Source organism: Bradyrhizobium jicamae (assembly GCF_018130215.1).
GTDB classification, from domain to species: domain Bacteria; phylum Pseudomonadota; class Alphaproteobacteria; order Rhizobiales; family Xanthobacteraceae; genus Bradyrhizobium; species Bradyrhizobium jicamae_A.
Genome location: NZ_JAFCKQ010000041.1, coordinates 15,114 through 35,890, shown reverse-complemented (window position 1 = coordinate 35,890; position 20,777 = coordinate 15,114). Strand labels below are relative to the sequence as shown.

Here is a 20,777-nt window from a genome sequence, read left to right as displayed (position 1 = left end):
TTCTCATTCAGACGCCTGGGGAAACCGACCGTCAGGCCAGCATCGCGACCGGGGGGTAATCTTGAGGAGCGACGTTAGACTCAATATTGCCGTGATCGGAACCGGCATTTCCGGCCTCTCGGCCGCCTGGCTGCTGAACCAGCGGCACGACGTAACTGTGTACGAGAAATCCGATCGGCTCGGTGGACACTCCAACACCGTGACGGCCTCGACCGGCGGCGACAGCATCCCTGTCGATACCGGCTTCATCGTGTTCAACCGCAAGACCTACCCGAACCTCACCGCGCTGTTTGCGCATCTGCGCGTTCCCACCCGGCCGTCGGAAATGTCCTTGTCGGTGTCGTTGAACGATGGCGAGCTGGAATATTCGGGCACGGGCATCTCAGGTCTACTGGCGCAGCCCGGCAACCTGCTGCGTCCGAGGTTCTGGTCGATGCTGCGCGACCTCATGCGATTCTACGACTGCGCCACGCGCGATGCGGCAATCCTGGCCGACGAAACGATCAGCCTCGGTGACTACCTCAGGACGGGCGGGTACGGCGCCGCTTTCCGCGACGATCATCTGCTGCCGATGGCAAGCGCAATCTGGTCGGCATCCCCGGATGAAATCCTCGACTTCCCGGCGGCGACGTTCGTCCGCTTCCATCATAGTCATGGACTGCTGCGGCTCGCGCAACGGCCGCCATGGGAGACCGTCATCGGCGGCAGCAAGGTCTATGTGCAGCGGCTCGCCGCATGCTTCGCCGACCGGATCCGCCTGGAGTCCGGAGTGACCAATGTGCGGCGTGTCGGCAGCAGCGTCGTCGTCACTGACGTTCGCGGCGACATCGACCGGTTCGACCACGTGGTGCTGGCAACGCACGCCAACGAGGCGCTCGCGGTCATCGATGCGCCGACCTTCGCCGAACGCGAACTGCTCGGCGCGTTCCGCTACAGCCGCAACCATGCCGTGCTGCACTCGGATACGAGCTTCATGCCGCGCCGCCGGGCCGCCTGGTCGAGCTGGAATTATGTCGGTTGGCGCGACCGGCTCGATGCCGGAGTCGGCGTCACCTACTGGATGAACAGGTTACAGGGCATTGCCGAACGACGGCCGCTGTTCGTCACGCTTAACCCGGCACGTCCACCACGCGCCGGAACGCTTCATCACAGTGAGGTCTACGAGCATCCAATCTTCGATGCCGCCGCGATCGCTGCGCAGCGTCGGCTGTGGTCACTGCAAGGGCGGGGTAACATCTGGTTCTGCGGCGCGCATTTCGGCGCCGGCTTCCACGAGGATGGACTGCAATCAGCCCTCGCGGTCGCCGAGCAGCTCGGCGGTGTGCGCCGGCCGTGGACCGTGCCCGACGAGTCCGGTCGCATCCTGCTCGGCAGTGCCGCCCGGCCCGTGCCCGAACCGGAGCCGCAGTGATGACGGCGTGTTCGTATCTCTATCGCGGCAGCGTGATGCATCGCAGGCTGCGGCCCAAGGTGCACAATTTTCGCTACCGCGCCTTCTGGACGCTGCTCGACCTCGACGAATTGCCCGAGCTTGCGTCGCAGCTGCGGCTGTTCTCCTGCAACCGCTTCAACCTGTTCGCACTCTACGATGCCGATCACGGCGACGGCAGCGCAACCCCGCTGCGCCTGCAAGCCGAAAGGCACCTGTTGCGCACCGGAATCGACATCGCCGGCGGACCGATACGGCTGTTTTGCATGCCGCGAACCCTCGGCTACAGCTTCAACCCGCTTAGCGTCTATTTCTGCCATCGGCCAGGCGGTGCGCTCGCTGCGATCATCTATCAGGTGCACAACACGTTCGGCGAACGTCACGCCTATGTGGCGCCGGTCGATGCCGGCGCCGGCGCAATCGGCCATGGCTGCTACAAGACGTTCCACGTATCGCCCTTCCTGGACATGGACATGTCCTATCGCTTCCGCCTGACCCGACCGGACGAGCGCTTTGAACTCGGCATCACGGCACACCAGCACGGGCGCACGGTGCTCAGCGCCTGCCTGGCCGCGTCGCGCCAGACGCTCAGCGACGCAGCTTTGCTGCGCAATTTCGCCGCGATGCCGTTCATCACGGCCAAAGTCATCCTGGCCATTCATTGGGAAGCCTTGCGGCTTTGGCTGAAGGGCCTGCGGCTGCGCGCACGCCCGCAGTCCGCCGCTCACGACATCACGCTCGCAGCCACCTCGGCGAAGCAACGGATCGATACGCATGCCCTCTGACCGTCGGCAGACCGTCCCCGGCTCACTTGCTGTCGCGTGGCCGCCCGTGCTCAGCGCAACACTCGGCGCGTTGTTGCGGCCGCTGCTTCGCAGGCTCGATTGCGGCGAGATCGTCGTGCAGGCTCCCGGCGGGCGCAGCATCGTCATTGCCGGCACCCGGCGCGGCGAGCATGCACAGATCAGAATCCATAGTTGGAGATGCCTGCTACGATTCTTGACCGGCGGAGACCTCGGTTTCGCCGAGGGGTATCTCGCCGGCGAATGGTCGACACCAAACCTCCATGCGTTCCTGAGTGCAGCCGCCCCCCGATCGACGAGCGCAACGTCCTTCGAGCGGCTGAGGCCGCCGCAACCGCTCACATGGTTGCGCCATGCCGTGCTCAACCGCAACACCAGACGCGGCAGCCGGCGCAACATCCGCGCACATTACGACCTCGGTAACGACTTCTACCGCCGCTGGCTCGACCCGAGCATGACCTATTCGTCGGCGATCTATACGTCGTCGAGCCGCACGCTCGAACAGGCCCAACGCAACAAGCTCGAGCGTGTGACCGAACTGCTCGATCTCGGCGGAGGCGAGAAAGTCCTCGAAATCGGTTGCGGCTGGGGCGCGCTCGCGCGGCACATCATCACCGCGGCCGGTGCAGAGGTCACCGGCCTCACCTTGTCGACCGAGCAGCTTGGCTACGCACGCGAGCAGATCGCCGAATGCGGTCTCGCCGGCAACGCCGATCTGCGGCTGGAGGACTATCGCGACACCGTCGGCAACTTCGACCGCGTCGTGTCAATCGAGATGCTCGAGGCAGTTGGCGAGGCCTATTGGCCGCTGTTCTTCGACAATCTCCAGCAACGGCTCAAGCCCGGCGGCATTGCCGTGTTGCAGGTCATCACCATCGAGCGGAGCCGCTTCGAGAATTATCGCCGTCGCCCGGAATTCATCCAGCGTTATATTTTCCCGGGCGGAATGCTTCCGACCGCCCAGATTGTGGAGCGGCAGGTCGCCAACAGCGGTTTGCGGCTGGTGTCGTCCGAATACTTCGGCCGCAGCTACGCCCGAACTCTGGCCGACTGGCACGAGCGTTTCCTGAGCGCATGGCCCTCGATCGAAGCGATTGGGTTCGACGTTCGCTTCAAGCGGATGTGGGAATATTACCTCTCGTATTGCAGGCTGGGTTTCGAGATCGGCGCGCTCGATGTCGGCCTCTACAAGATCGAACGATCAGCCTGATTTGATCGCCGCCCGCAATAGTACGATCTGCTGCGGAACTGCGATTTTCGGCAACATTCTGTCCCCCTGAAGGGCTCACACAAACGCTTCTTGCGAATGCCTCATCGAGTGGCCGGCCATCGGTTAACGCCCGGAACAGTCAGCTGATTTCGCCGCATTGCAAAAGCCTTCCCCTTTTGCCTGAGGCACACTAGGTTCCGACTGGGACAAAGCAACGACCGGCAAGAGAATACCCCCCGACATGATTTTCAACAAAGACGTCATCGAAGCGATCGGCAACACGCCGCTGATCAAGTTGAACCGCGCGTCCGAACTGACCGGCTGCACCATTCTCGGCAAGGCCGAGTTCATGAATCCCGGCCAGTCGGTGAAGGACCGCGCCGGCAAATGGATGATCCTGGAGGCCGAGAAGCGCGGTGATCTCAAACCCGGTGGCCTCGTCGTCGAGTCGACGGCCGGAAATACCGGTATCGGGCTCGCCGTGGTGGCGAGCGCGCGGGGTTATCGTACCCTGATCGTGATTCCGGAAACGCAGAGCCAGGAAAAGAAGGACATGCTGCGGCTGTGCGGCGCCGAACTCGTCGAGGCGCCGATGCTGCCCTTCTCCAATCCGAACAACTATCAGCATCTCGGCCGGCGCCTTGCCGACCAGCTCCGCAAGACCGAGCCGAACGGCGTGCTGTTCGCCGATCAGTGGAACAACCTCGATAACCCGAAGGCGCATTACGACTCGACGGGACCCGAGATCTGGCAGCAGACCAACGGCAAGGTCGACGGCTTCATCTGCTCGGTCGGCACCGGCGGCACGCTCGCCGGCATCAGCCGCTACCTGAAGGAAAAGAACAAGGACATCGTGACCGCATGCGCTGATCCGCACGGCTTTGCGATGTACGAACTGTTCAAGCATGGCGAGGTCAAATCGACACCGGGCAACTCGATCACGGAAGGCATCGGACTCGGACGCAAAACGCCGGTCGTGGCGACCGCTGAAGTCGACGACGCATTCCTGATCTCCGACGAGGAAGCCGTGACGATCATCTACGACCTTCTGCAGCACGAAGGCCTGTGCCTCGGCGGCTCAACCGGAATCAATGTCGCAGGCGCGATCCACCTCGCCAAGAAGCTCGGCCCCGGCAAGACCATCGTCACGATCCTCTGCGATTCCGGCAATCGCTATCAGTCGAAGCTGTTCAATCCGGACTTCATGCGTTCGAAGAACCTGCCGGTTCCGGAATGGCTGCAGAGGCGCACCAAGATCGACCTGCCGTTCGCGTAGGTCGCGAATAACGGATGGTGAGTGGCGAATAGCGGGAAATCCATCCGCTACCTGCTTTTCGCCCCTTTTCGCGCTCTCAGCGCAATATCTGGCTCAGGAACAGCTTCGACCGTGCGTGCTGCGGATTGGCGAAGAACTCCTGCGGCGTGTTCGACTCGATGATCTGGCCGGCGTCCATGAACACGACCCGGTTGGCGACCTCGCGGGCGAAGCCCATCTCGTGGGTGACGACGAGCATGGTCATGCCTTCCTTGGCGAGGTCCACCATCGTGTCGAGCACCTCCTTGACCATTTCCGGGTCGAGCGCCGAGGTCGGCTCGTCGAACAGCATCACCTTCGGGTTCATGGTCAGCGCGCGTGCGATCGCGACGCGCTGCTGCTGGCCGCCCGACATCTGCCCGGGAAACTTGTTGGCCTGATGCGGTATCTTGACCCGCTCGAGGAACTTCATCGCGGCCGCCTCGGCATCCTTCTTCGGGATGTTGCGCACCCAGATCGGCGCCAGCGTGCAATTGTCGAGCACCGTGAGATGCGGGAACAGGTTGAAGCTCTGGAACACCATGCCGACCTCGCGGCGAACCTCGTCGACCCGGCGCAGGTTCGGCCCGAGTTCGATACCGTCGACCACGATCTCGCCTTCCTGGAATTCCTCAAGGGCATTGATGCAGCGGATCAGCGTCGATTTTCCCGAGCCCGAGGGGCCGCAGATCACGATGCGCTCGCCCTTGCCGACCTCGAGATTGACGTCGCGCAGCACGTGGAAGTCGCCATACCACTTGTTGAGCGCGGAGATGTTGACGATCGGATCGGACATGATGACCTTGTTCAGTTGCGGCGATGGGCGTTGAGCCGTCTTTCGACGAAGAGCGAGTAGCGCGACATTCCAAAGCAGAACGCGAAATAGAGGATTCCGGCGAAGGCGAAGCCCGTGAACGCGGTGGTCGGCGTGGTCCAGTTCGGATCGGAGAACGACGCGCGCAACGAGCCGAGCAGGTCGAACAGCGCGACGATCGACACCAGCGATGTATCCTTGAACAGCGAGATGAAGCTGCCGACGATGCCCGGAATGACGAAGCGCAACGCCTGCGGCAGCACGATGAGCGACGTCGTCTTCCACCACGACAGGCCGAGCGCAGACGCGGCTTCAGCCTGCCCGCGCGGCACCGCGGCGAGGCCGCCCCGGATCACCTCGGCCATGTAGGCGCCGGTAAACAGCGCCACGCCGATCAGGGCGCGCAACAGGCCGTCCACGGTGAAATTGGACGGCACGAACAGCGGCAGCATGTAGGTCGCGAAGAACAGGACCGTGATCAGGGGCACGCCGCGCCAGAACTCGATGAAGGTGATCGAGAAGATCCGGATCAGCGGAATGGTCGAGCGGCGGCCCAGCGCAAGCGCAATCCCGATCGGCATCGATGCGACGATGCCGGTGATGGCGATGACCAGCGTCACCAGCAGGCCGCCCCACAGCCGCGTATCGACGAGCGCAAACCCGCCGCGATCGAGCCCCATCAACCGGATGATTGCAGCGATCCCGGCAAACGTCACCAGGCTGCCGACGAGCGCCCTGCGGCCGGTCCGGACGCCGCCGCCGAGGACAAACAGAACGGCGGAGACGATCACGGCAGTAAGGAGGAAGTCGATCCAGACCGGCTGGGATGATGCCTGCAACTGGTCACGCAGCCAGGTCAGCGGAAAGATCAGCCACTGGATCATCAGACCGATCAGCACAATCAGCTTGCCGAGCAGCCAAAGCAGCGGACCGATCGCTGAGGTCTGGCTGACATTGACCAGGGCCTGGCCTGCGCCGCTGATGCTCTGCTCGAACAGCTGCAGCAGGCCTGCGGCCCAGCTCACGCCGAAACCGGCGAAGCCGCCGCCGCGCAGCAGGAAGAATGCCACCACCGGAAACGCGAAGAAGAACAGGCCGGAATTCAGTCCCTTGGCCGGCAGGCGGGGAACGAGCAGCGGCACCAACAGCACCGCGCCGAGCAGGAAGGTCAGGTTGACGCGCCAGCGCTGGGCTTCCGGATAGAAGCCATACATCAGCTGCGACAGCTTTGCCTGGATGTAGGGCCAGCAGGCGCCGACCTCGTGTCCCGCCTTCTCGGCAAGGCAAGCGGTGCGATCCTTGCCGGTCCAGACCGCGTCAACCAGCGTGAACCTGATCGCCGGGACGACGACGTACCAGAGCAGCAATAGCGCGAGGATCGTGAGCAGGATGTTGCCTGGCGAATTCAACAGGCGCGTGCGCACAAAGCCGAGGAAGCCCGTGGTCCTCACCGGCGTCGGGCGCTCGGGAACCAGATCCTGCCGGACAAAGGTCGGCGCGGCGAGATCCGTCATGTCCCGAGGCTCCGGTTGATGCGCCAGCCATAAATGCTCATGATCGCGCTCGTCGTCAGCGAAAGCAGCAAATAGACGCCCATCGTCATCGCGATGATCTCGATGGCCTGCCCGGTCTGGCTCACCGCGGTGCCGGCAAAGACCGACACCAGGTCGGGATAGCCGATGCCGACCGCAAGCGACGAGTTCTTGGTAAGGTTGAGGTACTGGTTGGTCAGCGGCGGTACGATGACACGCATCGCCTGCGGCACCACGATCAGCCGCAGCGTCGTGCCGCGGCTCAGGCCGAGCGAGGAGCCCGCCTCCATCTGTCCCTTGTGGACCGACAGGATTCCGGCGCGGACGATCTCGGCGATGAAGGCCGCCGTATAGGTCGACAACGCCACCGTCAACGCGACGAATTCGGGGATGATCCGCGCCCCGCCGGCGAAGTTGAAGCCCTTCAGCTGCGGGACCTCGAAAGTCATTGGCCGGCCGAAGATCAGCATCGCGATCAGCGGCAGGCCGACGACCAAGCCCAGCACATAAGGCCAGATCCGGATCAACTGTCCCCGCTGGAACAGGGCCTGCCGCGCATAGCGCCGCACGCCCAGCGCCGCGAGGATGCCGATCGCGAGCATGGCCAGGAACGGATCGAGCCCCGGCTCACTGATCGGTCGCGGCACGATCAGCCCGCGATTGTTGAGAAAGAAGGTGCTGAAGATCGAGATGCTCTGTCGCGGCGCCGGCAATGCCGCCAGCACCGCCAGATACCAGAACAGGATCTGGAACAGCAGCGGCAGGTTCCGGATGGCTTCGACATAGATGCCGCCGATCCGCGACAGCAGCCAGTTCGGCGACAGGCGGCACAACGCCACGACGAAACCAATGATGGTGGCAAAAAAGATGCCGATCACGGAGACAACGAGCGTGTTCAGCAGGCCCACGAAGAACACGCGCCAGTAGGTGTCGGAATTCGTGTAGGAGATCAGGCTTTGACTGACGTCAAAGCCCGCATTGTACTTGAGGAAGCCGAAGCCCGACGCAATGTGCTGGGTCTCCAGGTTCGCGCGCGCATTCGCCACGATCTCGTAGGCGATCCAGGCCAGGACCGCGGCGAAGGCAAGCTGGGCGGCGAGCCCATTCCAGCCTGCCTTGCCGCCAAGCGCGCGCTTCAGCCTGAGGGCAAACTGCGCCGGTGGTTTTCGGGGCGCGATGGTCATCGCCGCAGCCGCTTGCCGGCCAGATCAGCGGATCGGCGGCGCGTACTGGATACCGCCCTTGTTCCAGAGATTGTTGATGCCGCGGGCGATGCCGAGGGGCGATCCGGTGCCGACATTGCGTTCGAACGCTTCACCGTAATTGCCGACCGCCTTCACGATGCGCACCACCCAGTCCTTGGTGAGGCCGAGCTGTTCGCCCAGATTGCCGTCGGTGCCCAGCACCCGCTTCATTTCCGGCTTGTCCGATTTCAACATCTCATCGACGTTCTTCTGGGTCACGCCGAGTTCCTCGGCATTGACCATTGCGAACAGCGTCCACTTCACGATGTCGAACCACTGGTCGTCGCCGTGCCGTACCATCGGCCCCAGCGGCTCCTTGGAGATGATTTCCGGAAGCACGACGTGATCAGCGGGGTTGGCGAGCTTCAGGCGGCTGGCATAGAGCCCGGAGGCGTCGTCGGTGAAGACGTCGCAGCGTCCGGATTCATAGGCCTTGACCGCCTCGTCGATGGTGCCGAAAGCGATCACCTCATACTTCATGTTGTTGCCCTTGAAGAAGTCGGCGAGATTCTGCTCGGTCGTGGTGCCGGTCTGCACGCAGACCGATGCGCTGTTCAGTTCGAGCGCCGAATTCACCTTGAGCGACTTCTTCACCATGAAGCCCTGCCCGTCATAGTAGGTCACGCCGGTGAAATTGGCGCCGAGCGAGGTATCGCGCGACACCGTCCAGGTGGTGTTGCGCGACAGCACGTCGATTTCGCCGGACTGCAACGCCGTGAAACGATCCTTGGCCGAGAGCGGCACGAACTTGATCTTGGACGGATCGTTGAGGACCGCCGCGGCGAGCGCGCGGCAGACGTCGACGTCGAGCCCGGTCCAGTTTCCCTTGTCGTCAGGAGAGGAAAAACCGGGCAGGCCCTGGCTGACGCCGCAGGACAACATGCCCCGGTCCTGGACGGTCTTGAGGGTTTGCGCCGAGACGCCCTGGACCGAAAGGGCGGTGGCAGCGACAAGGGTGAGAGCCAGGGAAACGCGTTTCATGGGCAGGCCTTTCAGGGTCGTCCGTGGACGTTGCATTTGACCGCCTGGCGCTCACGGGCCCACCGGATCGATCCCTTGCAGCAGAAAACGCTGTTCTGACCGGCAGATTGACGAACATGTCGGCCAGGCAAAGGATCGAAAGTCGCGGCAGGCCCCTCAACGTGCGGCGACTGGAAGTTGCGGCGCATCACATAGCGACTGACGTTCCGGGTCAAGGGGTTGACGTGCCTCTTCTGCGTCCTGTTAGTAACACCCCCGGCGTGATCCCGTCGTCCCGACCCGTCACGGCCGCGGCAAAAAGTCTGATACCCATGACCACTTCCAACGGCCACCCCCCCGCCTCCCAGCAACATGCAGCAACCCGCCTGGTCACCGCCGGGCGCGACACACAGGGGCAAAGGGGCTTCGTCAACCCGCCGGTGTTCCACGGCTCGACCGTGCTCTATCCGACCGCCGAGGACCTCCACGCCCATCGCGCCGAGTTCACCTATGGCCGCCACGGCAACCCGACCACGCGGGCGCTGCAGGACGTGCTGATGGCGCTGGAGGGCCCGCAATGCGCCGGCGTCGGGCTGGCGCCGTCGGGCCTCGCCGCCATCTCGACAACGCTCCTCGCGGTGCTGAAGGCGGGCGACCATCTCCTGGTCTGCGACAACGTCTACCGGCCGACGCGAAATTTCTGCAACGGCATGCTGACGCGCTTCGGCATCGAGACCAGCTATTTCGATCCCCTGATCGGCGCCGGCATCGAGGCGCTGTTCAAGCCGAACACCCGCGCGGTGCTGCTCGAAGCGCCGGGCTCGCAGTCCTTCGAGATGCCCGACGTGCCCGCGATCGCCGCCGCGGCCCACGCCCGCGGCGCGATCATGATCGACGACAACACCTGGGCGACCCCGCTTTATCACCGTTCGCTCGAGCAGGGTGTCGACATCAGCATGCAGGCCGCGACCAAATATATCGGCGGACATTCCGACATCATGTTCGGCACTATCTCGGCGAACGCCAAGGCCTGGCCCAAGGTCTCGGAAGCGATCCGCCTGCTTGGCGTCTGCGCCGGCCCCGACGACGTCTATCTTGCGCTGCGCGGGGTGCGCACCCTGTCGGTGCGGCTTGCGCAGCACCACCGCTCCGGGCTCGAAATGGCGCGCTGGCTCGCGGGCCGCCCGGAAGTCGACCGTGTGCTGCACCCTGCCCTCGAAACCGATCCCGGGCATGAGATCTGGAAGCGAGACTTCACCGGCGCCTCTGGCCTGTTCAGTATCGTGCTGAAGCCGGTGCCACAGCCGGCGGTCGACACCATGCTCAACACGCTGCGCCTGTTCGGCATGGGCTTTTCCTGGGGCGGCTTCGAGAGCCTCGCGGTCCCGTTCGATTGCAGCGACTATCGCACCGCGACGAAATGGGCGCCGGGCGGCCCGACGCTGCGGCTGCATATCGGGCTGGAGAGCGTCGACGATCTCAAGGCCGATCTCGATCGCGGATTCGCCGCGCTGAAGGCTCCGCTCTGACCGGCGTTCGCGCGGCGTCTTCGCAGTGCCTCAACCACGGGTTAAGTGACATCGCCTCACGGGTCGATCGCCTGCGCGATCTCCGGGATTTTGCGGAGTTGCTAGTGGTGCCGATAACCAAGCGTTCACCATCCCCACCAATCCCTTAATCGACCGAACCTCCTATCAAGTTCGCTTACACTTTTGCTGCCGTAGTCATGCTCCCGGGAAGGGCTGTCAGCACCGCAAGGTCGCGACCGCCGCTGGCAAGGGCATTCAGACAATCACATGAAGACGGCACGCATCGTGGTCCTGGCTATCGCCGGCGTCGCCGGTCTCGCCGCGACCTATCTCGCGAGCAGGACCGACACTCACACGCCGGCCCCCGCCGCACCGGTGGTCCAGCTGCCGACCGTCGACGTGCTGGTGGCCAAATCCGAAATCGGCCTCGGGCAGGCGGTCAAACCCGAAGACGTGCAATGGCAGCGCTGGCCGGCTGAAACCGCCAGCGCCGGCTTCATGCGCCGCGACACCAATGTCGACGCCATGAAGGATGTCATCGGCGCAATCGCGCGCGCGCCTTTCATCGTCGGCGAGCCGATCCGCGAGCAGAAGCTGGTGAAGGCCAACGGAAGCGGCTTCATGGCCGCGATACTCCCCAGCGGGATGCGCGCGATCTCCACCGAAATCTCGCCGGAGACCGGCGCCGGCGGCTTCATCCTGCCGGGCGACCGCGTCGACGTGATCCTGTCGCGGCGCGACAAGAATCCCGATCACGTCGGTCCGGACATCATCGTCACCGAGATCCTGCTTGCCAACGTCCGCGTACTCGCGATCGACCAGGCTCCGAAGGAGAAGGAAGGCAGCAACTCGCTGGTCGGCAAGACCGTGACGCTCGAGCTGAAGCCCGATCAGGCCGAGACGCTCGCCCGGGGACGGCAAACCGGCACCCTGGCGCTCGCGCTGCGCAGCATTGTCGACAACAAGGAAACGTCGGTCGAGGTTTCGGCCAACGAACAGGCCCCGAAGCGGGGCGAGAGCATCAATGTGGTCCGCTACGGCGTCCTCAGCTCTCAGACGACACAGAAGTGAAGTGGGGGACTTCGAGATGACATCCGGTGCAAAACAACCGACGCTACGGACCACCCTGGTTCGCTTGCTGTCGTTTTCGGCGGTCGCCGCGCTGACCCTCGTCCCTGTCCTAGCGCCGGCGGTTGCAGCCGACCAGGACAAGACCACCGACAAGACAGGCGACGTCACGTTCACCAGCAGCATCCCGACCAAGACCCGCTTCGTTGCGCTCGGCGTCGGCAAGTCCGTGGTGGTCGACTTGCCGCGCGAGGCCAAGGACGTGCTGGTCGCCGATCCCAAGATTGCCAACGCCGTGATCCGCTCGTCGCAGCGTGCCTACATCATCGGCGCCTCCGTCGGCCAGACCAACGTGGTGTTCTTCGACGCCGACGGCCAGCAGGTCGCCTCCTACGACATCGCGATCAAGCGCGACCTCAACGGCATGCGCACGACCCTCAGGCAGGTAGCGCCTGGCGTCGAGGTCGAAGGCGTCGGCGACAGCGTCGTTCTGACCGGCTCGGTGGCGACGCCGGTCGAGGCCCAGACCGCGGCCGACATCGCGGCAAAGCTGGTCGGCAACGCCGACAAGGTGGTCAATTCGATCACGGTGCGCGGCCGCGATCAGGTGATGCTGAAGGTGACGGTTGCCGAAGTGCAGCGGAACATCATCAAGCAGCTCGGCATCGATCTCAGCGCCAGCATGAACTACGGCTCCGCAGCCGTTGTCTTCAACAACAGCAATCCGTTCAGCGCCAACAATGGCCCCCTGGTCTCCGGCAACTCACTGACGACATCGGCCTTGACGAAGGCCGGCCTGCCGTCGGTGACCGCAACGCTGCGCGCGATGGAAAGCGCCGGCGTCGTGCGAACGCTGGCGGAGCCGAACCTGACCGCAATCTCGGGCGAGTCCGCGACCTTCGTTTCCGGCGGCGAGTTTCCCATCCCCACCGGCGTCACCTGTCAGACGTCGACGACGGGTACGATCGGAAACTGCGTGCAGACGGTCTCCTTCAAGAAATTCGGCATCTCGCTCAACTTCACGCCGGTGGTGCTTTCGGAGGGGCGCATCAGCCTGAAGGTCATGACCGAAGTGTCCGAAGTCTCGATGGACAACGCTTTGACCGGCGGCCAGGGCGGAACGACGATTCCCTCGATCAAGACCCGTCGCGCCGACACGACGCTGGAGGTCCCCTCCGGGGGCTCGGTCGCGATGGCGGGTTTGATCCAGGAACAGACCAAGCAGGCCATCAACGGAATGCCCGGCGTCGACCAGATCCCGATCTTCGGTCAGCTCTTCAGGAGCCAGGACTTCGTCAACAACCAGACCGAGCTGATGGTCATCGTGACGCCCTATGTGGTGCGCGCCGTCGCGCAGAAAGAGCTGTCGCGTCCGGATGACGGCTTCGCGCCCGCCTCCGACGCCCAGTCGGCGCTGCTGGCACGCATCAACCGCATCTATGGCGTCGCCGCACGCGCCGAACCGATCGGCGCCACGCCGGTCGATTTCGGCTTCATCATCGACTGACACCGGGCTTGGGATTGGGGGATCGCAAGATGACGCGCAACACACAAGCCGGCCGCATCGCAACGTTGCCGCTGTTCGGGGCCCTCTTCGTCGCGACGATCACGCTCGGCGGCTGCAATATCCAGACCACCGACGTCGTCACGGGAACCGTGCCCGACGACTACCGCCAACGCCATCCGATCGCCGTCACTGAAGGCGAACAGTCGATCGTCGTGTTCGTCGGCAAGAGCCGCGGCAACCTGACCGCGACGCAGCGCGATGACGTCATGGGACTGGCGCGCAGCTGGCGCCGCGAAGGTACCGGTGCGATTGTCGCCGACGTGCCGGAGGATACGCCGAATTCGCGCGCCGCACAGGCCGTCTATAGCGAAATCCACGGCATCCTGTCGTCGATGGGCGTGCCGGCTCACGCCATCACCAGGCGCCCCTATCGCAATGACGATCCGCGCGCGCTTGCCACCATCCGCCTGAGCTATCCGAAGATGACCGCGGTCGCCGGTCCCTGCGGAACCTGGCCGAACGACCTCGGCCCCTCGCTCTACAATCCGAACTACAGCGAGAACAAGTCGTACTACAATTTCGGCTGCGCCACGCAGCGCAACCTGGCCGCCATGATCGACAATCCGTCCGACCTCGAGCAGCCGCGCAGCGAGACCGCCCCGTATGCACCGCGTCGCGGGATCGAATTCGACAAGTACCGCAAGGGCACGCCCACCGCGACCAACTATCCCGAAGCCGAAAAGGCCAAGCTGAGCGACGCAGGCAAATGAGCGCCCAACAAAATCAACCGCCGCAGGCCGACGACTACATCGCGCCTGCGCCGCGCATCTCGGTGCAGGCGTTCTGCGCCACCGTTGCCACGGCCGCGAACGCAAAGGCCGCCGCGGCGGACCGCCGGCTCGCCAAGGCCCACCTGTCCGTCCACATGGGCGGCATCGCCGCTGCGGTCGACGCCTATCACAAGGCGCCGACGCCGAACGTCATCGTGATCGAGACCGAGCCGAACAGCGATTTCCTCGCCGGCCTCGACGAGCTTGCCGGCGTCTGCGATCCCGGCACCCGCGTCGTCGTGCTCGGCAATCCCGGCGATGTTGCGCCCTATCGCGAGCTGGTCCGCCGCGGCGTCAACGACTACGTCATCGGGCCGGTGCAGGTGCTCGACATCGTGCGCACGATCTGCAGCCTGTTCTCGGCATCGGAGGCCGTCTCGGTGGGCCGCCTGATCGCGGTTGCCGGCGCCAAGGGCGGCGTCGGGGCATCGACGGTGGCCCACAACGTCGCCTGGACGATTGCGCGCGATATCGGCCTCGATTGCGTTGTCGTCGACCTCGACCTCGCCTTCGGCACCGCCGGGCTCGACTACAACCAGGACCCGGTGCAGGGTATCGCCAACGCGGTGTTCTCGCCCGAGCGGCCCGATACCGCCTATATGGAACGCCTGCTCTCCAAGTGCAGCGACCATCTCAGCCTGCTGGCCGCGCCGTCCACACTCGACCAGGTCTACGATTTCGGCGCCGACGCGTTCGACGCGATCTTCGACACGATGCGCATGACCACGTCATGCATCGTGCTCGACGTTCCGCATCAATGGACCGCCTGGACCAAGCGCGTGCTGATCGGCGCCGACGACATTCTGATCGTCGCCGAGCCCGACCTCGCCAACATGCGCAACACCAAGAACATGCTGAGCCTGCTCAAGGCTGCGCGCCCGAACGACCGCCCGCCGCTCTACTGCCTGAACCAGGTCGGCATGCCAAAGCGCCCCGAGATCGAGGTCAAGGAATTCGCCAAGACAATCGAGACCCAGCCGATCGCCAGCATTCCGTTCGACTGTCGGCTGTTCGGCGAAGCCGCCAACAATGGCCAGATGATTGCGGAGGTCTCGGGACGTCACCGCACCACCAAGACCTTCCTGCGGATGGCGCATCGACTGACCGGTCGTCCCGACCTCGCCGAACAGCGAGACTCATTCCTGTCACCGATCCTCAACAAGCTGCAGGGTGGTCGCAGGGCCGCCGGATAATCGGCGCAGGCAATCTCGAACTCCGTTCCAATTCCATCGAAACGAAAAGGTCTTTCAGTCGTTGCGGCGGCCGCCGGCGACCGGAATCTTGTCCGTGTCCGACCGGCTTGCCTCCCGGCGCGACAGCAGTCGCTTGAGCGCGGCGACATTGGCGGCGCCCTCTTCCGGCGGCAGATTGGCCTTCATGATGGTCTCCGCCTCGGACTGCCGGCCCTCAAGGCTCACCACCACGGCGAGATTGGTGCGCACGCGCATGTCGGCCGGGGCGAGGTCCCGGGCATGGCGCAGCGTCTCCTCGGCTTTCGGCAGATCCTTCGAGAGCAGGTAGGACAACCCGAGATTGGAGAGCACCGACGGATCGTCGGGCCTGATCTTGAGCGCGCTGTCATAATATTGCCGCGCCTCGTCGTGGCGATCGAGCTGATCGAGCACGGCGCCTTGCGCCGACAGGATGCGCCAGTCCGGATCTTCCGGAGTGTGGGCGCGCCCGAGCACGTCGAACGCCTGCTGGAAATTGCCGTTGTCGGCGAGCGCGCGGCCGTAGCCGGCGAGTAGCGCCTTGTTGTTGGGTTGCGCGAGCACCGCCTGCTCCAGCATGGCCGCCGCCTGCGCGCGCTGGCCGGTGGCGCGCAGCGCCTTGGCATATTGCAGTGCCGCGTCGACATCCTTCGGGTTGGCGTGGACCCGCTCGCGATAGGTCTCGAGGTCGCGCCGGGGATCGGCAGACGCCTGGGTCTGGTCCGCCTTGTCGCCCAATGACCCAGTGATGTCTGCGATGTCGGAAGGTCCCGAGGTCTGGCAGGCGGACAGCCCGATCAGCAGGATCGCAGCAGATGCGGCGCCCGCGAGACGACTCACGCGGCTTATTTGTCGGGACGACTTCTGGAACATCAACGGGGACTCGGAACAGCGAAGGTTCCGGGATGCTCACAGCTTAACCCTAAGGTCCGGTTAAGCCCGGTATCATGCCGCCGTCATACCTGCCCGATCTTGGGTCACCGGGCCAGGCTAGAGGCGGCTTCCCGCCGCCCCTCGCACGAATGTCAGGTCAGTCGACGAACTGGGCACCGAATTCATGCCCGATGCGCCAGGCCAGGCGGCACTGACGCGGACTGCCGGTCGAGAAGATGATGGTGAATTCCGGAGGAATCTCCAGATATTCGGCGATCACCTTGACGCCGCCGGACGAGATATCCGTGATCATGCAGTCGCGCGGCAGCGAGCCGGTTGCCACCTGGATCTTGGCGACGCTTCTGCAGGCACGGCGTTCGCTCTTGCGGCGATTGACAAACATTCTGATCCCCAACCCTTGCTGGACAGTTTTCGGTTCCAGCCTTGATAGCGGCAAAAGATTGGAAACTGCCTAGCTGAACTCGTCGCAATTGATCCGACGGTTTCAGGATTGGTTTACGATTTCCAGCGGGCTGCATTTGGCCAAGCGCAATCGAACCAAAACTTTGCGAAATGTGATCTGTCTGACTTTACCTCACGCGGCGCGAACGCCATGCTTGGGCAAGACGCTGCCGGAAAATTCGAGCGATTTATTTCAGTGATGTCTGGGCAAATGCCCGGCGAATACGAACCGCGCATCCGAAATTATCAGTGCTGAGCATACTGCGGTCGTTCCGCAGACGACAGTAGCCGGCCGAACCGCGCCGGACGCGATTTCATAAACAAAACAATTCTCTACCTGCAGGTCCCCTTAGGCAGAGCCGCAGCCAACGAGCAACGTCAATGAACAGGGCCTTGGCAAAACATGTTTCATCAAAAGCGCAATTTCAATCCGTCCGTTGAAGACCAAGCGAGCCTCCAGGATTTCAAGACTGGCTCGTTCGATGTCCGGCAGGACGCCGTCCTCAATCTCGACGCTCGCGCGCTTTCGAATCTGATTGCAGCGCGCGACATTTCCTGCGCCGAGGTTGCCACGATCTATCTGGACCACATCGAGCGCACCAACCCGGCCCATAATGCGATCGTGTCGATGCGCGATCGCGGCGACGTCCTTGCGGAGGCGCGCGAAAAGGACGACCTCCTTGCCCACGGCCAGCGTCAGGGCTGGATGCACGGCTTTCCGCAAGCCATCAAGGATCTCGCCGCGACCAAGGGCTTGCGGACCACGCAAGGTTCTCCGCTCCATCGCGACGCCCTTCCCGCGCAAGACGCGGGGTTTGTCCGCAGGATGAAGCGCGCGGGCGCCATTGTGATCGGCAAGACCAACACGGCCGAATTCGGTCTGGGATCCCAGACCTACAACCCGGTGTTCGGCACCACCCTCAATGCGTTCGATCGAACCCGCACAGCCGGGGGCAGCAGCGGCGGTGCCGCCGTCGCATTGGCGACGCGGATGTTGCCGGTCGCCGACGGCAGCGACAGCGCGGGCTCGATACGCAATCCCGCGGCCTACAACAACGTCTTTGCACTGCGTCCCACTCAGGGGCTGATCCCCGCCGAGGGACGGGACATTTGCCTGCCGTCACTCGGGACGGTCGGGCCGATGGCGCGAACGGTCGATGACCTCGCCATGCTGCTCGCCGTCCAGGCCGGCAGCGAAAATCCGAATGCCTTTCGCGAGCGGCTGAAACGCGACGTTCAGGGCATCAGGATCGGCTGGCTCGGTGATCTCGGCGGCTATCTCGCCTTCGAACCCGGCGTGCTCGATCTCTGCGAAAGCGCCCTGCAGACCTTTGCCGACATCGGCTGTGACGTGGAGCCGCTGCCGGTCGATCATCCGATGGAGGAGGTCTGGGACTACTGGATCATTCTCCGCGCCTGGCTCACCGGAGGCGCCCTCGCCGGCCGCTTCTCCGATCCGGCCAAGCGGGCGCTGATGAAGGACGAGGCCTGCTGGGAGGTCGAGCGCGCCTTGCGTCTGTCCGCCATGGACGTGTTCGAGGCATCGACGCGCCGCGCCGCCTGGTGCCGGACGGTCGCCCGGCTGTTTGAGAGATTCGATTTCCTGGTCCTGCCGACGGCGCAGTGTTTTCCGTTTGATGCCAGCCTGACGTGGCCAAGAACCGTCGGCGGTCGCAGCATGGATACTTACCATCGCTGGATGGAGGTGGTGATCCCGGCAACCATGGCCGGATGTCCAGCCATCAACGTGCCTGCCGGCTTTTCGCCCGAGGGATTGCCGATGGGCCTGCAGATTCTCGCGCCCGCCCATGGCGACATCGCCGCTCTGCAATTGGCCCGGGCCTATGAGCGTGCGACGACCTGGAATTCGAGACTACCCCCACCCCATTAGCTGCGGAGGCATGACCGATGGCCGCACTCGCATTTGGTCACACCGCATGGCTCGCCGCTGCGCTTGCGGCTGCTGGCGCATGCACCGGGATCCTGGCAGGCCTGTTCGGGGTCGGCGGCGGCACCGTCATCGTGCCCGTGCTCTACGAGGTGTTCGAACTCTATGGCGTGCCGGACGAGATCCGGATGCCGCTCTGCGTCGGCACCTCGCTTGCCGTCATCGTGCCCACCTCGATCTCGTCGTTTCTTGGTCACACCAGGAAGGGACAGGTGAACACCGGTGTGCTGCGCATGTGGATCGTGCCGATCGCGGCCGGCGTCGGCATCGGAGTTATCGCCGCAGCTTTCGCCAGGCCTGTCCTGTTCAAGGCCGTTTTCATCCTCGTCTGCCTGTTTCTTGCCGTCAGGCTTCTGGCCGGCAAGGACACATGGAAGCTCGGAGACAAGTTGCCTGGCAGGAGCGCCATGGCGATCTACGGCCTTGTGACCGGCTCGTCGGCGTCGCTTATGGGCATCGGCGGTGGACTGGTGGCGAACGTGGTTCTCAGCCTCTACCGATTCCCCATCCACGCCGCAGTCGCAACGGCGTCCGGCGTCGGCGTCATCGTTTCGATTCCCGGCGCGATCGGCTACGTCGTGGCCGGCTGGGGGCACCCCGGCCTGCCACCGCTCTCGCTGGGCTATGTATCGCTGATCGGGTTTGCACTGCTGACCCCGCTGAGCTTGCTCACGGTGCGCTATGGCGTCAGCCTTGCGCATCAGCTGAACAAGCGCCAGATGGAGATCGCCCTGTCCGCGTACCTGATCTTCATCAGCCTGCGCTTCGTCGTTTCGCTGACCTAAAGCGCGATGAGATAGGGCTGAATCGTCATCGCGCGCATGATCTTTTCGGAAAACGGCTTCACACTTTTCCGGATCACAATTTACCGCTCGAGCGTCTTCGACGCCTTGCCGCGGTTCTTCACGATCAGCATGATGTTGCGGACATAGATCAGCGTGGCAAGGCCCTGGCCGATGATGATGACCGGTTCGCGCTTGGCGAGGCCGTAGATCAGCGTCATGAAGCCGCCGCCCATTGAGAAGAACCAGAACGCCATCGGCACCACGCTCTGGCCGGCGCGTTCGCTCGAGATCCACTGCACCAGGAAGCGCGCGGTGAACAGGAGTTGCGCGACGAGGCCGAACGCCAGCCAGAAATCGAACTTGGCGACGAACACGTCGTACAGATAGGCATTGAGCGCCTGGCCGTATTGAATCAGCATCACTTCACCTCGGTTGCGCCCGGCACGCCAGTGACATCGGGCGCTTCAGTGACATCGGGCACTTCGGTGACCGTCGGCGTCGGCTTCTTGCGGCGGATCAGCCACCACACGCCGGCAAGATCGAGGATCCCGATCCAGAGCCGGTCGAAGAAGCCATAGTTCGACACACCTGAATGGCGCGGGCGGTCGACGACGTCGACATAGGCGATTGCAAATCCCTCGCGGCGAACCAGCGCCGGCAGGAAGCGATGCAGCCCGTCGAAATAAGGCATCGACAGGAACACCTCGCGCGGAAACGCCTTCAAACCGCAACCGGTGTCGCGGGTGCCGTCGCGGAGGATCGTGCCGCGCACGGCATTGGCGATGCGCGACTGCAGCTTCTTGAAGCCGGTATCCTTGCGTCCGACCCGTTGGCCCGCGGCGAGGCCGACGCGGCCGCCGCCGCTCTCGATCGCCGCGACCAGATCGGGCAGGAACGCCGGATTGTTCTGCCCGTCACCGTCGAGCGTCGCCACGATCGCGCCCCGCGCCGCGCGCACTCCGCTGCGCACTGCCGCCGATTGACCTGACGACACTGCATGCCGAAGCTGCCTGAGGTTGGAGCGTTGCGCCATGATCTCGGCGAGCCGCTCGCCCGTCGCGTCGGTCGAGCCGTCATTGACGTAGATGATCTCGTAGGCCCAGCGGTCGTCGAGCGCGGCCGCGATCTCGGATATCAGCGGAGCAACGTTGTCGGCCTCGTTGCGCACAGGCACGACGATGGAGACGGCGACCGGCATCTGGTCGGGAGCAGGCAAATCGGCACTCGTGGTTGGTATTATCAGCGGCTGGAACCGGCCCGGTCCGGCCGCCGGGCGAC

The 20,777-nt window shown here is 64.1% G+C and carries 19 protein-coding genes; 11 read left to right on the top strand and 8 right to left on the bottom strand.

Annotated elements, in window-relative coordinates; translation table 11 throughout:
- Window positions 1–58 precede the first annotated feature (58 nt).
- From JQ586_RS30985 to JQ586_RS30970, 4 genes are all read left to right on the top strand, one after another.
- Entirely contained in the window at window positions 59–1,411 is a 1,353-nt protein-coding gene (locus JQ586_RS30985; RefSeq protein WP_409411033.1) for an NAD(P)/FAD-dependent oxidoreductase, read from the top strand.
- Window positions 1,411–2,214: a DUF1365 domain-containing protein gene (locus tag JQ586_RS30980; protein WP_212398430.1), complete on the top strand. Its 804-nt coding sequence runs from the start codon at window positions 1,411–1,413 to the stop codon at window positions 2,212–2,214. Before JQ586_RS30985 ends, JQ586_RS30980 begins: the two co-directional genes overlap by 1 nt.
- On the top strand, window positions 2,204–3,442 hold the full coding sequence (locus JQ586_RS30975; RefSeq protein WP_212398429.1) for a cyclopropane-fatty-acyl-phospholipid synthase family protein: 1,239 nt from the start codon (window positions 2,204–2,206) through the stop codon (window positions 3,440–3,442). The genes JQ586_RS30980 and JQ586_RS30975 overlap by 11 nt, the downstream gene beginning before the upstream one ends.
- Before the next feature lie 241 nt (window positions 3,443–3,683).
- Window positions 3,684–4,718, top strand: a complete 1,035-nt coding sequence (locus JQ586_RS30970) for a cysteine synthase A (protein WP_212398428.1) — start codon at window positions 3,684–3,686, stop codon at window positions 4,716–4,718.
- Between the two features lie 76 nt (window positions 4,719–4,794).
- On the opposite strand, the gene JQ586_RS30965 is transcribed toward JQ586_RS30970, so the two are convergent.
- The 4 genes from JQ586_RS30965 to JQ586_RS30950 are packed head-to-tail and all read right to left on the bottom strand — an operon-like array spanning window position 4,795 to window position 9,307.
- Entirely contained in the window at window positions 4,795–5,532 is a 738-nt protein-coding gene (locus tag JQ586_RS30965; RefSeq protein ID WP_249148404.1) for an amino acid ABC transporter ATP-binding protein, read from the bottom strand.
- Between the two features lie 11 nt (window positions 5,533–5,543).
- Window positions 5,544–7,064, bottom strand: coding sequence for an amino acid ABC transporter permease (locus tag JQ586_RS30960; protein WP_212398427.1), 1,521 nt, complete (start codon window positions 7,062–7,064; stop codon window positions 5,544–5,546).
- Window positions 7,061–8,266: an amino acid ABC transporter permease gene (locus JQ586_RS30955; RefSeq protein WP_212398426.1), complete on the bottom strand. Its 1,206-nt coding sequence runs from the start codon at window positions 8,264–8,266 to the stop codon at window positions 7,061–7,063. The genes JQ586_RS30960 and JQ586_RS30955 overlap by 4 nt, the downstream gene beginning before the upstream one ends.
- Window positions 8,267–8,290: 24 nt before the next feature.
- Window positions 8,291–9,307, bottom strand: coding sequence for an amino acid ABC transporter substrate-binding protein (locus JQ586_RS30950; RefSeq protein WP_212398425.1), 1,017 nt, complete (start codon window positions 9,305–9,307; stop codon window positions 8,291–8,293).
- Window positions 9,308–9,618: 311 nt separating this feature from the next.
- Here JQ586_RS30950 and metC point away from each other — a divergent pair, with 311 nt between their 5' ends.
- The 5 genes from metC to JQ586_RS30925 all read left to right on the top strand — a co-directional run bounded on the left by metC (window position 9,619) and on the right by JQ586_RS30925 (window position 15,413).
- Window positions 9,619–10,815 carry a cystathionine beta-lyase gene (gene metC / locus JQ586_RS30945; RefSeq protein ID WP_212398424.1) on the top strand — a complete coding sequence of 399 codons (1,197 nt, stop codon included), beginning with the start codon at window positions 9,619–9,621 and terminating at the stop codon, window positions 10,813–10,815.
- A 267-nt stretch (window positions 10,816–11,082) separates the two neighbouring features.
- A complete protein-coding gene (cpaB, locus tag JQ586_RS30940; RefSeq protein ID WP_212398423.1) occupies window positions 11,083–11,886 on the top strand; it encodes a Flp pilus assembly protein CpaB in 804 nt (267 codons plus the stop codon).
- Between the two features lie 16 nt (window positions 11,887–11,902).
- Complete coding sequence (locus JQ586_RS30935) at window positions 11,903–13,390, top strand: type II and III secretion system protein family protein (RefSeq protein WP_212398422.1); 1,488 nt, start codon at window positions 11,903–11,905, stop codon at window positions 13,388–13,390.
- A gap of 29 nt (window positions 13,391–13,419) precedes the next feature.
- Entirely contained in the window at window positions 13,420–14,160 is a 741-nt protein-coding gene (locus JQ586_RS30930; protein ID WP_212398421.1) for a CpaD family pilus assembly protein, read from the top strand.
- Window positions 14,157–15,413 (top strand): AAA family ATPase, encoded by a 1,257-nt coding sequence (locus JQ586_RS30925; protein ID WP_212398420.1) that lies wholly within the window; start codon window positions 14,157–14,159, stop codon window positions 15,411–15,413. Before JQ586_RS30930 ends, JQ586_RS30925 begins: the two co-directional genes overlap by 4 nt.
- A gap of 54 nt (window positions 15,414–15,467) precedes the next feature.
- On the opposite strand, the gene JQ586_RS30920 is transcribed toward JQ586_RS30925, so the two are convergent.
- Both JQ586_RS30920 and JQ586_RS30915 read right to left on the bottom strand, forming a co-directional pair.
- The gene (locus tag JQ586_RS30920) at window positions 15,468–16,304 is read right to left on the bottom strand and encodes a tetratricopeptide repeat protein (protein ID WP_212398419.1); all 837 of its coding nucleotides are present in this window, start codon (window positions 16,302–16,304) and stop codon (window positions 15,468–15,470) included.
- Between the two features lie 157 nt (window positions 16,305–16,461).
- Window positions 16,462–16,707: a PilZ domain-containing protein gene (locus tag JQ586_RS30915; protein WP_212398418.1), complete on the bottom strand. Its 246-nt coding sequence runs from the start codon at window positions 16,705–16,707 to the stop codon at window positions 16,462–16,464.
- Between the two features lie 462 nt (window positions 16,708–17,169).
- On the opposite strand from JQ586_RS30915, the gene JQ586_RS30910 reads away from it, so the two are divergent.
- On the top strand, window positions 17,170–18,657 hold the full coding sequence (locus JQ586_RS30910; protein ID WP_212398417.1) for an amidase: 1,488 nt from the start codon (window positions 17,170–17,172) through the stop codon (window positions 18,655–18,657).
- A gap of 17 nt (window positions 18,658–18,674) precedes the next feature.
- A complete protein-coding gene (locus JQ586_RS30905; protein ID WP_212398416.1) occupies window positions 18,675–19,499 on the top strand; it encodes a sulfite exporter TauE/SafE family protein in 825 nt (274 codons plus the stop codon).
- 80 nt (window positions 19,500–19,579) lie between these two features.
- Here JQ586_RS30905 and JQ586_RS30900 read toward each other — a convergent pair whose 3' ends face one another.
- On the bottom strand, window positions 19,580–19,918 hold the full coding sequence (locus tag JQ586_RS30900; protein ID WP_212398415.1) for a lipid-A-disaccharide synthase N-terminal domain-containing protein: 339 nt from the start codon (window positions 19,916–19,918) through the stop codon (window positions 19,580–19,582).
- Window positions 19,918–20,697 carry a glycosyltransferase family 2 protein gene (locus tag JQ586_RS30895; protein ID WP_212398456.1) on the bottom strand — a complete coding sequence of 260 codons (780 nt, stop codon included), beginning with the start codon at window positions 20,695–20,697 and terminating at the stop codon, window positions 19,918–19,920. Before JQ586_RS30895 ends, JQ586_RS30900 begins: the two co-directional genes overlap by 1 nt.
- Between the last annotated feature and the right edge of the window lie 80 nt (window positions 20,698–20,777).